14 protein-coding genes and 5 pseudogenes are annotated in these 12560 nt (G+C 56.8%); 10 read left to right on the forward strand and 9 right to left on the reverse strand.

Features of this window, described 5'->3' with window-relative positions; all coding sequences use genetic code 11:
• Nucleotide 1: 1 nt before the first annotated feature.
• Together QWJ46_RS26530 and QWJ46_RS26535 are read left to right on the forward strand one after the other, a co-directional pair.
• Nucleotides 2-1408, forward strand: coding sequence for a hypothetical protein (locus tag QWJ46_RS26530; RefSeq protein ID WP_018247164.1), 1407 nt, complete (start codon nt 2-4; stop codon nt 1406-1408).
• Between the two features lie 376 nt (nt 1409-1784).
• On the forward strand, nt 1785-2270 hold the full coding sequence (locus QWJ46_RS26535) for a helix-turn-helix domain-containing protein (RefSeq protein ID WP_018247165.1): 486 nt from the start codon (nt 1785-1787) through the stop codon (nt 2268-2270).
• Nucleotides 2271-2341: 71 nt separating this feature from the next.
• On the opposite strand, the gene QWJ46_RS26540 is transcribed toward QWJ46_RS26535, so the two are convergent.
• The 4 genes from QWJ46_RS26540 to QWJ46_RS26555 all read right to left on the reverse strand — a co-directional run bounded on the left by QWJ46_RS26540 (nt 2342) and on the right by QWJ46_RS26555 (nt 5978).
• On the reverse strand, nt 2342-3577 hold the full coding sequence (locus QWJ46_RS26540) for a CapA family protein (RefSeq protein WP_004668595.1): 1236 nt from the start codon (nt 3575-3577) through the stop codon (nt 2342-2344).
• An 81-nt stretch (nt 3578-3658) separates the two neighbouring features.
• The gene (locus QWJ46_RS26545; RefSeq protein WP_011053397.1) at nt 3659-4501 is read right to left on the reverse strand and encodes a transporter substrate-binding domain-containing protein; all 843 of its coding nucleotides are present in this window, start codon (nt 4499-4501) and stop codon (nt 3659-3661) included.
• Nucleotides 4502-4558: 57 nt separating this feature from the next.
• Nucleotides 4559-5308 carry an ABC transporter permease gene (locus QWJ46_RS26550; protein WP_016737468.1) on the reverse strand — a complete coding sequence of 250 codons (750 nt, stop codon included), beginning with the start codon at nt 5306-5308 and terminating at the stop codon, nt 4559-4561.
• 4 nt (nt 5309-5312) lie between these two features.
• Nucleotides 5313-5978, reverse strand: coding sequence for an ABC transporter permease subunit (locus tag QWJ46_RS26555; protein WP_018247166.1), 666 nt, complete (start codon nt 5976-5978; stop codon nt 5313-5315).
• A gap of 241 nt (nt 5979-6219) precedes the next feature.
• Between QWJ46_RS26555 and QWJ46_RS26560 the strand changes: the two genes are divergently transcribed.
• Nucleotides 6220-7131 (forward strand): LysR family transcriptional regulator, encoded by a 912-nt coding sequence (locus QWJ46_RS26560; RefSeq protein WP_004668587.1) that lies wholly within the window; start codon nt 6220-6222, stop codon nt 7129-7131.
• A 173-nt stretch (nt 7132-7304) separates the two neighbouring features.
• Nucleotides 7305-7482: pseudogene (locus tag QWJ46_RS26565) on the forward strand (IS630 family transposase); the annotation flags it as partial.
• Nucleotides 7483-7691: 209 nt separating this feature from the next.
• Here the strand turns inward: QWJ46_RS26565 and QWJ46_RS26570 are convergent.
• Nucleotides 7692-7802 (reverse strand): annotated as a pseudogene (locus tag QWJ46_RS26570) (IS630 family transposase); the annotation flags it as partial.
• 58 nt (nt 7803-7860) lie between these two features.
• Entirely contained in the window at nt 7861-8055 is a 195-nt protein-coding gene (locus QWJ46_RS26575) for a hypothetical protein (protein WP_004668585.1), read from the reverse strand.
• 474 nt (nt 8056-8529) lie between these two features.
• On the opposite strand from QWJ46_RS26575, the gene QWJ46_RS26580 reads away from it, so the two are divergent.
• Complete coding sequence (locus QWJ46_RS26580; protein ID WP_004668584.1) at nt 8530-8706, forward strand: DUF3606 domain-containing protein; 177 nt, start codon at nt 8530-8532, stop codon at nt 8704-8706.
• A gap of 411 nt (nt 8707-9117) precedes the next feature.
• Here QWJ46_RS26580 and QWJ46_RS26585 read toward each other — a convergent pair.
• Nucleotides 9118-10066, reverse strand: a protein-coding gene (locus QWJ46_RS26585; RefSeq protein WP_085994805.1) for an IS630 family transposase whose coding sequence is annotated in 2 segments (ribosomal slippage) — nt 9118-9729 and nt 9731-10066 — 948 coding nt in all. Because the reading frame shifts where the segments join, the coding sequence is not laid out codon by codon here.
• A gap of 478 nt (nt 10067-10544) precedes the next feature.
• On the reverse strand, nt 10545-10811 hold the full coding sequence (locus tag QWJ46_RS26590; protein WP_237358605.1) for a hypothetical protein: 267 nt from the start codon (nt 10809-10811) through the stop codon (nt 10545-10547).
• Here QWJ46_RS26590 and QWJ46_RS26595 point away from each other — a divergent pair.
• From QWJ46_RS26595 to QWJ46_RS26610, 4 genes and pseudogenes are all read left to right on the forward strand, one after another.
• Nucleotides 10776-10874 (forward strand): annotated as a pseudogene (locus QWJ46_RS26595) (hypothetical protein); the annotation flags it as partial. The gene QWJ46_RS26590 and the pseudogene QWJ46_RS26595 sit on opposite strands and share 36 nt — an antisense overlap.
• 112 nt (nt 10875-10986) lie before the next feature.
• Nucleotides 10987-11055 (forward strand): annotated as a pseudogene (locus tag QWJ46_RS26600) (ATP-binding protein); the annotation flags it as partial.
• Nucleotides 11056-11445, forward strand: coding sequence for a hypothetical protein (locus QWJ46_RS26605; protein WP_004674958.1), 390 nt, complete (start codon nt 11056-11058; stop codon nt 11443-11445).
• 98 nt (nt 11446-11543) lie between these two features.
• Nucleotides 11544-12044 (forward strand): helix-turn-helix domain-containing protein, encoded by a 501-nt coding sequence (locus QWJ46_RS26610; RefSeq protein ID WP_010011748.1) that lies wholly within the window; start codon nt 11544-11546, stop codon nt 12042-12044.
• Here QWJ46_RS26610 and QWJ46_RS26615 read toward each other — a convergent pair.
• A pseudogene (locus tag QWJ46_RS26615) lies at nt 11935-12217 on the reverse strand (transposase); the annotation flags it as partial. The gene QWJ46_RS26610 and the pseudogene QWJ46_RS26615 sit on opposite strands and share 110 nt — an antisense overlap.
• A gap of 160 nt (nt 12218-12377) precedes the next feature.
• Here QWJ46_RS26615 and QWJ46_RS26620 point away from each other — a divergent pair.
• On the forward strand, nt 12378-12560 hold a 183-nt coding region (locus QWJ46_RS26620; protein WP_302755089.1), incomplete at its 3' end, for a hypothetical protein.

Raw genomic sequence — 12560 nt, forward strand, 5'->3', positions numbered from 1 at the left:
GATGGAGACGTCGCCCAATAGCGACCTGGTTTCAAAAGGTGAGGTGTTGGCCCTCATTTTTGAATTATTCCCTTGGTTGCGTCAGTTTGAGCAGGCATCGCTGAACGACTACGCAAAGGCGGCTTTCTCGGTTGGATCGGATCAATCGGGGTGCGTCGCGCGAAGCCAGGCAATGTCTTTATTGCGGTCACGCGTGGCGGCCGTCGCGCAACGTCAGGGTTATTCAGCAGAAGCCGCATCGCGCTTTCAAACCGAAATCGAAGTCGCTCCGGTGCTGCAGTGTGGCCCCCACCTCCACCTGTTGATCGAGCCTGACGCATTTTACACCCATCTGTTCTCCCTGATGGGACTTCGCGCGCATGGCAGGACATCCTATATCTCCTACGCTTGCTCGACAGTGAAGTTCGTAGAACGCGGTCGCAAGGGTCCGGCCTGGCTCCACGTCGATGGCGATGCAGTCAACGTCTTCGGGCTGTCGCGCAGCAAAATGATCCCCTACAGCATTCTTGGCAGAAACGGCTGCTACAGGTTCCATCTTCAAAACGTCGACAGGCCCGGTGATGACTCGGAGGCAATTTCGTGCTTGCGAGACCTTTTGCCTCGGGGCGAATTCCAGTCGGCGGCAGAGGCGATCAAAGCGGCAAATCTTTGCCTCTGGAAGCGGTATTCTGACAGCCAGGTCGATTTTCTTCAGCTTGACGATACCGACGTTGCCGATCTGGTCGCGGATCACCTTTCCGATGGCCGGTCCTGGCTGCGAGCCTCGCTGATCGAGGACCGAGCATTCGCGATGCGCCTCATCCACTGCATCGATCAACTCGCTGACACGGCTTGGCGAGGCTGGCTGAAAAACTCGACGCATTTTTTCTGGGGCTGCATTGAAGGGCGGCTTTTTCCACTTTGGCTGGATGGCAGGGTCCTCCGGTCGAAGGCGACAGATGATGTCTGTGTTGAATTCTCGCCGCCAAGTCTTGTGGAGGCCCTGAGAACTGGCCGGATCGTTCCGAACCTTCTGCTGATGTTCATCGTAACGTCGATCCTGCCTGGCGTGCGTGTCCTGGGTGGAAGTCGGCATACGATCTATTATCCGTTGATGCGCTGGGCATTCTGCGAGGCGTTGAGGAACAACCATCGTGACACACAGCTTCTCAACGCACTGTCAAAGGACGAACGGCCGGGGGTTTGGGGCCATCGCATCATCTCCTCGCCGTGCGAGCCATTTTCGCTGTTGAATGCTTTTAGCCGTGGGGGAATTGAAACGCTTCTCGGGCTGTTCGGCAAGATGAGCATTATCGACGCTTGCGGGCCCCTTTCCAGCTTCACCCAGGACCCCCTATGGGCGGAGCTTGCGGTAGCCTATTCCTCCGGGAGAGTGGGCAGACAATCCTGGCAATGGGCGTTCCGCTGATCGCACCTCCTTTGGTTTTCTGACCACTTTACCGCCCGAAGCGTGACCTCTCGCTTTGAGACAAGTGTCCGCGCGTAAAGCGAAGCTATTGAATTTTGTAAAGAATTCGGTTGCGCGGCGGGCGGATTTCAACTAAGCTGGCAGCGAGGCAGTACGCGCTGCCTTGGGGCTTCGTAACCCCTGTTAGCGGTTGGTGCCGGCCGATTCGGCACCACACTCCTTGACCTTCGGTCGAGGAGCCTGTGGCGTATGTCCAGGTTCCTCGGAACTAAAGGCCACAGGGCCGTCTAGCACGGTTACGAACTCCCCGATCAGTGGGTTGAGCGAGTTTTCAGCGGGGGCGCACCGCGTGAAACTCTCCATCGGGGTGACCACCATGAAGCGCTATGTAGCAGCCCAGGTTCGGACTTCGAGACCTGCGCAAGCCAAACAGTCGGATGTTGCACGCGAGTCGGTACATCCAGTCGATCGGCATGTCGGACAGCAAATCCGTATCCGCCGAATGCAGTCGAATGTCTCCCTAGGGGATCTCGGCGCCGGCATCGGGGTGAGTTTGCAGCAGGTACAAAAATATGAAAGCGGTAAGAACCGCGTCAGCGCTTCGATGCTCTACGAGCTTGCCAATTGCCTCAAGATCCCGGTTTCGAGGTTTTTCGAAGGCCTTCCAGATCCCGAAACCACTCAGGGCCAGCAATTCATAACAGAGATCGATGGGAAGATTGCCTACATATCCACGGCGGAGGGACGGCGTCTGATAGACGACGTTTTGCTCCTTTCTCCGCGTGTGCGCAGCCGGGTCGTTGCCCTCGTCAGCTCGATTGTCGATGAAGAGATGGAAGAACACAAGGACGTTTCCCCATAAAAAGACCAACAAGAGCGCGGCCGCAAAAATTGGTCAGCGGTTCGTAGAGTTATCGCCGCATACTGCAGGTTCTAAAAAGCGATCTGGCCAACGTTCTTCTCTCGGTCAAGCACAGTGCCAAAACCGGCACTGCGGTCGGCAAGATCGTCAAGGATGTCTGCCGCCATTCTGCCATCGGCGAGCACAGGGAAGGGGAGGCGATCGCGTGCAGGATTCGATAATGCCTCGGTTCCACCGATCACAATCGGACGCAAGCGTACATTTTCCAGCTGTCCGCTAGATCCAAAATTGCAGGTCGCGATGACGCTCCTCCACACTTCCGGCGGGCTCCATTCCTGTTCGTCCTTTTCCGTATGGAAGAGGAAGTTGCCAAGGCCGTAGAAAATTGGCGTATTCCGATATATCTCAACCCCTTGAAGGACCGGAGCGCCATGGCTGACAAAGAGGCCTGCGCCCGCGTTAACGCAATCGTGCGCAAATTCGCGGACCCAGACGGGGACTTGCTGCCAGTTCGGCTCCCAATGGTGATGATGCAAATACACGATGACGAGCGTGTCGCGGCCCGCTTCTTCCGCGATCGCCGAAAGGTGAGCCCTGGCGCTGTGCCGGTCCATGACGATGCGGCGAGCGGTCTCATCTGATCTGCGAAACACGGTTCCATAGAAATCAATTTCGTCTTGGCCATGAAGATCAGGCGGATCCTCTGGCTGGGCATAATTCGCGCGCTCCAAGGGCGAACTTAGAAGACGCTCCTGAATGGAGCGAAGCAAGTTGAATGTTCCCGCTTCCAGGTCGAATACCCTGGAGACTTTCAGACTATTGATGCCGGGCCTTGCTATCCTGCCCTCAGTTGCGTCCTCGGCGTACATGAAAGACGGGCCTGGCCCGGCATCCATGGCAATCAGCGCGACATTTCGGGATCCGAACGTCATTTTCTGTGCCGTGGAAGCATGATGCTTGTTGTGGCCGATGCCGGCATGCAGGAAATTGTGTGCCGCAACCTCCTCCAGCGTCGAGAGGATCCCCGGCGGTCCAAGATCGAAAGCATGGTTGTTCGCCAGAGCCAGGCTATTGAAACCGAGCTCCTTCAACGCCGCCAAGACATCCGGCGCTGCAGCGCCGAAATAGCTGCCTTTGAGCGGCCATCCACCATGACGACCATAGATAGTCGTCTCGAGATTGGTGAAGGCAACATCGCTTGCTTTGAGGATCTCGGCGATCTCAGCGAGCCGTGGATCGCCGATCGTTCGAAGATCATGACGGATGAGCGACTGGCCGGTGACAGCAATGGAAAAGGGTGCGGACATATGGTCTACCTTCGATCTTTGGGACTGCCGACTGCTCACGCGCTATGGCTTCGGGGGAAATGCGTGTCGGAAAGCCAGTGTCTAGTTCGATGTCTGCGGCGAAACATCGATCTTGAACCATTGCTCGCTCAGCCGCTTCAGGGTTCCGTCGCTCGTGGCGGCCTCGATGGCGCTATCGAATGCCGCAACCAGTTCGCCGTCATCTTGCCGGAGCCCGACGCCGACACCCGGGCCCCACAGGCCACCGGAGAGCCGCGGGCCGTAGAGCGTCGCAATCCCGCCATCCGTGCTGTCGAGGAAGGCTTTCCAGGTGAAATAGTCGGCAAGACCGCCATCGATGCGCTCAGCCACGAGATCGAGATGCATGTTGTCCTGGGAATCGTAGCTCCTGATCGTCGCGACCTTTCCGAACAGTTCATTGAGCACCGCTTCCGAATTCGATGATCGCAATACGCCCAAAGTTCTGCCGTTGAGAGCGGCTCGAAGCTCCTCGATCTTTGCCTGCTTTTCAGGGTCGATAGTTGTGAGGTCGAGCTCGGCCAACGTATCCGTGGGCGGAAGATTGAGATCTTTGCGTATGACAACTTGGTTGAAACCTCCGGCGTAGGGCTTGGAAAAAGCGATAGATTTCTTCCGCTTCTCAGTTATCGCCATCCCCGACATGATGGCATCGAACTTTCCAACGGTGAGCGCCGGTATGATTCCGTCCCAGTCCTGAGGCACGAAAGTGCACTCGAACTTCATCCTCCGGCAAAGATCGCGGCCGACGTCGATGTCAAAGCCGGCGAGCTCCCCTTGGGGGGTGATGGCATTCCAGGGCGGCGAAGCACCTTCAGAGGCGATTGTCAGTGTCTTCCTGTCCATTGCTCCCGCGTTGTTGGCGCAGACGACAAGAGACAGGGCAAGCAGAAGTGTTCGTTTCACGACGATGTTCCTTTCATTGCTGAGTTTGATTGTTGGCGTCCGGGATGTGGGCTGGCGTCAAGTTTCAGCCGAGGCGAGAGGCGGCTTTCCGTTCGCTCTTCGAGGTACAGGTTGCGCCGGCGGTGGACGGTTTGCCGTCGGCGTCCAACGCGTCTCCAGCATCTGGAAACCTTGCGTGATCAAGAGGGTAAGCAGCAGATAGAAAGCCCCCGCGGCAATGAAGACCTCGTATGGGGCGAATGTCTCCGACACCAGCTGTCGGGCGAGCCCGGTCACCTCAAGCAGCGTGATGGTGCTTGCAAGGGAGCTTGCCTTCAGCATTCCAACCACCTCATTTGCATAGGCGGGAAGAGCGATCCTGAGGGTCAAAGGGAACACGATAAGACGGGCAGTGTGGAAACGGGAAAGGCCCAAGGCTTTGGCCGCTTCAATCTGCCCACGCGGGACCGCCTGGATCCCGCCGCGCAGAACTTCTGTCGTATGGGCGGCGCTGTTCAGGGTGAAAGCAATGAAGGCGCACCAGAATGGCTCTCGCATCACGGCCCATAGAAAGCTTTGGCGGACGAGGGGAAGCTGGCCAATCCCGTAGTAAATCAGGAAAAGCTGAACCAGAAGTGGCGTGCCGCGGAACGCATAGGTATATGCCAGCACGGGCGCGGAAGCCCACGGATTTGATGATGCCCGTAGGAAGGCGAGCGGGACCGAGACGGCGAAGCCTGCGGCAAGCGATGCGAATGTCAGAACCAGAGTGAGAAGAAGGCCGCGGGGAAGGGTGAGAAACGCTTCAAGCGCGATGGTCATGCTCATTGCCTCAACCTTTCATCGCCGGGAGCGAATAGCGGCGCTCCAATAACCGGAACGAAAGAAGCGACAGGCTTGTGAGGGCGAGGTAGATTGCAGACGCTGCGAGATAGAAGGGGAGTGGAGCGCGCAGTGAGCCTGCGCCTATATAGGCGACGCGCATGACATCCGTCAGCCCGACGACGGAAATCAGCGATGTATCCTTTATCAAGGAGATGCAGAGGTTACAGAATGCCGGCAGAGCGATCGGGATCATCTGGGGAATGATGATCAGAAACCAAATCTGCGCGTTCGAAAGCCCGAGCGCCGCTGCAGCCTCTCGTTGGCCTGGTGCAACCGCGTTGATCGCACCACGGAATATTTCCGCGGCGTACCCACTGAATACGACGGTCAGTGCCGCGACACCGGCCGCAAATGCATTAATCTCGATGTAGCCACCGGTAATCGCGCTCAAAAGGGCGGTTCCGCCGAAATACGTCAGGAGGATGATCAGAAGTTCCGGAACACCCCGGATGATGCCCGTGTAGGCCCGCATGCACGATGAAACCGACTTGCGGGTCGAGTTGCGGAGAACGGCAATAAGCAAACCTAATAGGGTCCCGAAAGCGCAGCTCAAGGCAAACACTAAAAGTGTGTTCTTCAATCCAGATAAAAATTGATCTACAAATGCGTACAATGCAAGTCTCCAATATTCTTGCGAGCGCGCCGAAATAGGAAAGTTATTCTCCCGACATATACAAAGGGCTTGCCGAGATTAACCGAGGGTAGATTGGATTTATTAGCTTAACCAGCGCTCTAAGTTTGGCGTATGTCAAAAATATACTTTGACTTGCCGCCGTCAATTTATAAGATTCAGGAAGTTTTGATAAGCGCAACTTATGAGGCGCGTCGCTCGACCACGATTGAGATTCCCGGCCATGGACATCACCGACTCCGGAGTGAAGATCCGCCACCTTCAAATATTACGGGAGGTCATGCGCGCCGGCTCGGAAAGGCTCGCAGCGCAGATGTTGCGAATAACCCAGCCGGCGGTCAGCCAAAACATCAAGCAGCTAGAGGAGACTGTCGGCTTCGCACTCTTTCGCCGGGAAAACAACAGGTTGATCCCCACCGTCAAGGCATGGGAATTTCTACGCACAATCGACGCGGCGTTTGCCGGACTTGATCGGATCGGACCGTCAATCGACTTCCTGCGGAGCAACGATACGCGAATGATCGGCATCGCGGCGCCAAGCGCTTTCTCCTTCGCGACCTTGCCGAAAGTGGTCAAAAGGCTTCGGGAGAGAAGCCGCTCTTACGCCGTTCAGGTGAAAACAGGAACCTATCAGCAGATTGCAGATCATGTGTTAAACGGCCGCTCGGATCTTGGCATCTCCCGATTGCCTCTTGATGAGCGCATTCTTGATTGGATGCCGGTCGGCTCAGCCACCAACGTATGTCTTTTTCCGGTCAACCATCGATTTGCGGCACAGCAGCTTGTTACTGCCGAAGATCTTGCCGGTGAGGCGATCATCGACATCGACCCGCAATTTGCCTCTCACCAAATGAGCGTCAATGCCCTTCGGTATATGGGAACCGCTCCTGACATCGCCGTGGAATATGACGCCAATGGCAATGACATTGGCTATGTCATGACAGGGATCGGCGTCTCGATTACGAACGAGATTATTGCGAGCGAATATGCTGAATTCGACGTTGCATTCCGCGAATTTCAGCCAGGGGCAACATATCACTACGTCGTCGTTTGGCAAAAAGATCGAAAGCTGAGTGATAGCCTAAGATTTGCATTGGAAGAGATAGTCGCGGCTTTGACAGATCGGGCTGCTTGACGATCGCATCGAGGTATGACCCTCGCACCGGAAAACAGATGTTGCGAGTTCATGCTGAACCGCGAGTTGTGCGCGTAAGCTTAGAGCGGGATGATTTTAGGTAGACCCGTGAGAAGGATTCCCTATGACGCAAATCGGATTCATCCTTCTGGCCGGTCAGGAGGCTGAGCTGGATGGCGAGACCTGTTTCGAATAACCGCGAGAAGTTGTAGAAGCGGTGATACAGGAGGGGTGTGGTGCCGGGCGGCGTCCAAGCGCTTCCGCATTGGCATCAGCATCGCGATCGATTGGGTGCGGCGCGTGACGCGACGGACAGCGCAGCCCGGCAGGATGAGTAGCCACAAGCCGCGAACGGCGGTGGCTTACCTAAGCCACCGAGCAGATAGTTGCGCCATATCGTAGAAGAACATCGCGACAATCGGAACTGCGTCGGTTGGCAGAAGCGGACCGGTTGTTTGTGCGATCATTGGTGCCATGTTCTCTTTAAGTGATTCTGCAGTTATCTTAAAATGGCGGATGACACTTCAATTGGACGCAATATCGACTAGAGCAAATCCTGTTCAATCCGGGTCATATCCAGCAGCCCTGAAGTAGTTTGCGCATTCTGTCGGCGTGAAGCGGAGCATCAATGCGCCTAGGACGTCCCATAGAGCATCGATCTTTCGTTCCGCGCCCTCCGTGGTTGACTGCGGCCCCTAAACCGGGACCGCGTGCCGGTGGCGACGGAAGCTATGAGATCACATGCTCAATGCGCTCGAGGTGGTGCTGAGGCACGATCTGAAGGGGTTCCTCGGCCGCTGCGATTTCCTCGACCGTAAGTCCGGTGGCGATGGCCAGGTCCTCAAGGCTGTAGCCCTTCGCAATCCTGGCTTTGCGGCGACGAGCGGCTGCGGAGGTGTTGTCGGCGGTAGCAAATTGATCCATTCCAAACTCCAAATCACGTTGATGTAGCGGCTGAGGGGGATCTGTCCCCGATGGGTTGGCTCCTTCGTGGTGCCGACTCGGTCAGAGGTTAGCCGCAACCTGCCGAGCCGCTTGGTTTCTCTTCGCAGACGACGCTCTTGCGTGGCTTCCGCCGCGATCTTGTTCTGCGTTCGGATGCCGAGCGCTCCTGCATTAGCGCTGTTGTTCTAGTCCTGCTTTCTATGACAATCAATCCATGGGTTTGCTCATAGGCACACGACGAGCCGTACCAACTGCCTGGGAAGAATTGTCCGCTACTGATTAACTGCGGTCGCAGATATGCCTTGCGCGATCTCATCGTCGAAGTGAACCATCTCGCCCGAGGCCATGTGCAGCGCGTCCGCGACATCGCCGAAGCGCGCCTCACCATAACGGAGGCCGGAACTTATTGAATCGGCGCCCGTTCGTAAGGACCGACATTAGGAGGATCTCACCATGGCAACCACATCCAAAGCCCGCAGCCAGGATCGTGCTCGCGTCGCAGGTGGTCAGGATCACGAGGTGAAGTACGAAGCCCGGAAGGAAGGCATTTCCAAGGAAGCGGTGAAGAAGACCGTGAAGAACGTAGGCAACAGTCGCAAGAAGGTCGAAGCCGAACTCGACCGGCACTAATCCGGGTTGGAGAGTTCAACCGTGAGGGTCCGCAGCCATAAAGTCAGCGGCGGAAACAGCCGCTGAAAGTCTGGCTCCGACGGATCATAACGCAGCGGCGGAAGGCGCCTGACTGCAGGAGTTGACGACCCCGCAGGAAGCGTTTCGGAGCAAGGCTATCGAAGCTGCGGGATACAGCGCCGTCGAGCAAAGCCAAAAGTATTGGGACGCCGGAGCGTTTCTTGCAAAGGGGCGGAGCCGCATCGCATGAGGAAGGGGCTGGCGAGCGAACCCAACGAGCTCCAAAGTCGCGATACGCGACGGCGTCGGCTGACTTTACCTGCAGAACAGAATTCAGAGGCCGACAGACCGTGGGGCACCGCGTGCGGACGCCGGTCCCGACCGGTCCGTTCAATCGACTTCTAGAGCGTTTCAGGTTTTCACGGAAGCATATCCGGCATTGGCGAAGTAGTTGCTGCATTCGCTGGGCTCGATGGTTGTGACGAGGTGTCCGATGTGGCGCCAAGTGTCATCGATCGTTCGCTTCTGAGCCAGGCGCATCCAGTGCTTGATTTTGGCGAAGGCCTGTTCGATCGGATTGAGGTCGGGAGAGTATGGCGGCAGGTACCAGAGTCGGGCACCAGCGTTGCGGATCATCTGACGAATGGCGACCGATTTGTGGGAGCCGAGATTATCCATCACGACGATGTCGCCGGGTTCGAGCACCGATAGGAGTTGCTGTTCGACATAGGCTCGGAAACATTCGCCATTGATGGGTCCATCGAAGACACAAGGTGCGGCAAGCCGATCGTAGCGCAACGCACCCAGGAAAGTCAGGGTGCGCCAATGGCCATGCGGGGCGAAGCCGCGCAGGCGTTTGCCCTTCGGGCCCCAGCCCCGAAGCGGCGCCATGTTGGTCTTGATCCAGGTTTCATCGATGAAGACCAGCCGCCTAGGATCGAGACCGGTCTGCCAGGACCGCCAGCGTTGTCGTCGCCGCGCGATGTCGGCACGTCCCTGTTCAAGGGCGAACAGTGTTTTTTTTGAACCGCAGCCCCTCGCGCCGCAGGAATTGCCATACGGTGTCGTGGGATACCTTCACCCCTCGTGCGGCCAATTCTGCCTTCAATCCGTGCAGTGATAGATGCGGCGTCTGGTTAATTCGCTCGGCGATAAACGCCCGGTACGGCTCAAGAACACGCTTGCGGTGACCGCCCATCTTCCCAGGCGCCACAGATCCGCTCGAACGGTAGCGCTGAGACCACTTCACCGCTGAAGACACCGCAATACCGAACCGCACCGCCACCGACCGGCAGCTCTCGCCCGCTTCGATGGCATCAACAACACGCTTGCGAAGATCATTTGAAAGAGGTCGAGTCATCCGATGCTGGCCTCCACTCCAGCCAGCATCTTGAATCACAAAACAGCCAAAAACGGAATCCCTTCCGATTCAGCTAAAATCGGAAGCGCTCTAGAAGCTGCCATCCCGTTTTTGGGACCGGCCAGCATCGTCGATCTTCTCGTGCTCACTGCGCTGAATAGGAAGCGCGGTCGGTATTAAGCCATTCTCCCGTAACGCCAAAGGCGAGCGGCGGAGCGCCGATCAATCGCCCGAGTCGGGTCTCCAGTGTTTGAAACGATGCTCAGGGAAGCGGTCGACGTGAACCTCGCTTAAATCCTGCGGAGTATTCCATTGCCGACATGGCAGTCGATCAGATCCCGAAACAGGCTTAGCGAGTGCCACGTGCATCGTCGTCCCGATGTGGACTGTAGACTAGCTTCCTGCATAGGGCGATGCGATCCTGAGTTGCGTTCATGTGTCCTCTCCTTCGCGACGGAGAGACCCTAAGCTATGCCGACTAGGCGGCCGCTATGGTGCCGGAAACGTTGGCAAAGTCGGTTAATCGGCATAGTTTGCTGGTCAGCATAAACGTGCTTTTGCCGCGCGCGGCAAAATGCAGTTTGAAGCAGCGTCGCGATCGTCGCCCAAGTCCTGCCGCCGCCTTCCGAGCCGGGTTCATAATGCCGGATTTCCGACGTTTGAAGCAAGGGTCACCTATCCCTTCCATCCACTGGTTGACCAAACCGTCTTGGTAACCGGCAGCCATGAGCACGAAGGCGTTCACTATCTGCTCATTCTGGCACACGGTGGTTCATTTCAAATTCCGGCATGGATGTTTGATCCTGCGGCAAGTTCGATCGAGATCGTAGCTGCGCCGCGCCTTTCGGCAACCAAACTCGTTGAACTGCGCGCCAAGCTTTGTTGCCTGACTATTCCGTTGCGGTCGCTGCGGTCGCCGATTGCACATTCAATACTCCGGGAAAGGCGGCAATACGCAGCGATATGTTTGTCGCGGCACGTTCGGCGCCATGGCGGTCGGCAACTGTATCGGGTTCGGCGGCATGCGGGTCGATCGGGCCGTGGCGCAGGAGGTGCTCGAGCGATTGCAACCTCTGGGAATCGAGGCGGCCTTGCGGGCAATGGAGGCGCACACGCAGCGTCATAGCGACAATCAACAGCAACTCGAGAACTTAATCAAGCAAGCACAATACGAGGCTGCCAGGGCGCGCCGCCAGTATGATGCTGTCGATCCGGGCAATCGGTTGGTCGCCGGCGAACTGGAGCGGCGCTGGAATGAGAAGCTGATCCTATTGCGTGATCTCGAGGTCCAGTTCGAGATGCTCTCGACCGACCGTAACACGCCTGCTTTATCGGCCGACGACCGTACAAGATTGATGATGCTCGGTAGCGATCTATAATAAGGCATGGGACAGGTCCCGACGCGTCTATCGAGACACGCGAAAAGATCATTCGGCTGCTGATCAAAGAAATCATTGTCGATACCGTTGACGACACATTGGCGCTCGTCATTCATTGGCAGGGTGGCGATCACACCCGGATGACGGTGAAGAAAAACAAGATCGGCCAGACCCGCTGGGCAGTTAAGGCTGATGTTGTCGATCTCGTTCGCAACTTGGCGAGGCAGTTGCCCGATTTGTCGATCGCAGCAATCTTGAATCGATCCGGCAAGCGGACAGGGCATGGCGCCAGCTGGACGCGAAGCCACGTCTGCAGTCTTCGCAACATCCACGGCATCTCCGTCTATCGAGAAGGTGAACGGGCCGAACGCGGTGAGAGAACCCTCGACGAGGCCGCCGACATTCTAAAGGTGAGTCGAGCTACCGCCTACCGGATGGTCAGCAGCGGTGTCCTTCCCGCTCGCCAGTTATGCACCGGAGCGCCGTGGATCATCCAGCTTTCCGACCTTCAACACGAAACCGTGCGCCGCGAAGCCGATGCCAGGCGATCCCGGCGTCCGATATCTCAGGATCCGGTTCAAAATCCTCTTTTATTATAAGGACATCATCAGATGAGGAGTATGTCGCGCCCTCGTCACCTTCAGCAAACAGGCTATTTTTTCTTAACGCCTGGGGCTTGATTGCCCGCTCAACATGTGGAGTCCACTTCGACGCGGCCGTCTTTCAGGAAGCGCTCGAAGATATCGCGGCGCGATATGGAATAGCGGAGAGCTCCGCGAGTTTTGATTTTCCGGGTAACGCCCCTTAGCCACGAACAGGCACATGATCCTTGGCGCGATTTGAAGTCCACGTGAATTCCCTTGTCCCCAGCGCAACCGTCGACATTTCTCGCAGATGTCGGGCATCCGCCACTTTTGTCAGGTTTGTCGTGATTGGAACGTTTTGTTCGCCGGTCTCTCCGTCAAATACACATCAACCTGCCCTCAACCCGCCCATTGATAAAAGAAAATCATCTTCTTGGCGCGTCGGAGCAGTTGGCATGGTGTTTGCTGATCCCTGGTTACAAGCGGCAGAAAGCAGTCTGCATGATGCCGGTTCATGAAACGAACGGAACG

The sequence above is a fragment of the Rhizobium sp. CBN3 genome, assembly GCF_030518245.1.
Taxonomy (GTDB): Bacteria; Pseudomonadota; Alphaproteobacteria; order Rhizobiales; family Rhizobiaceae; genus Rhizobium; species Rhizobium aethiopicum_A.

Excerpts from the sequence above, each read along its gene's own strand:
- QWJ46_RS26530 (WP_018247164.1), top strand. The coding sequence starts at position 2 with ATGGAGACGTCGCCCAATAGCGACCTGGTTTCAAAAGGTGAGGTGTTG.
- QWJ46_RS26535 (WP_018247165.1), top strand. The coding sequence starts at position 1,785 with ATGAAGCGCTATGTAGCAGCCCAGGTTCGGACTTCGAGACCTGCGCAA.
- QWJ46_RS26540 (WP_004668595.1), bottom strand. The coding sequence starts at position 3,577 with ATGTCCGCACCCTTTTCCATTGCTGTCACCGGCCAGTCGCTCATCCGT.
- QWJ46_RS26550 (WP_016737468.1), bottom strand. The coding sequence starts at position 5,308 with ATGAGCATGACCATCGCGCTTGAAGCGTTTCTCACCCTTCCCCGCGGC.
- QWJ46_RS26560 (WP_004668587.1), top strand. The coding sequence starts at position 6,220 with ATGGACATCACCGACTCCGGAGTGAAGATCCGCCACCTTCAAATATTA.
- QWJ46_RS26575 (WP_004668585.1), bottom strand. The coding sequence starts at position 8,055 with ATGGATCAATTTGCTACCGCCGACAACACCTCCGCAGCCGCTCGTCGC.
- QWJ46_RS26580 (WP_004668584.1), top strand. The coding sequence starts at position 8,530 with ATGGCAACCACATCCAAAGCCCGCAGCCAGGATCGTGCTCGCGTCGCA.
- QWJ46_RS26605 (WP_004674958.1), top strand. The coding sequence starts at position 11,056 with ATGGCGGTCGGCAACTGTATCGGGTTCGGCGGCATGCGGGTCGATCGG.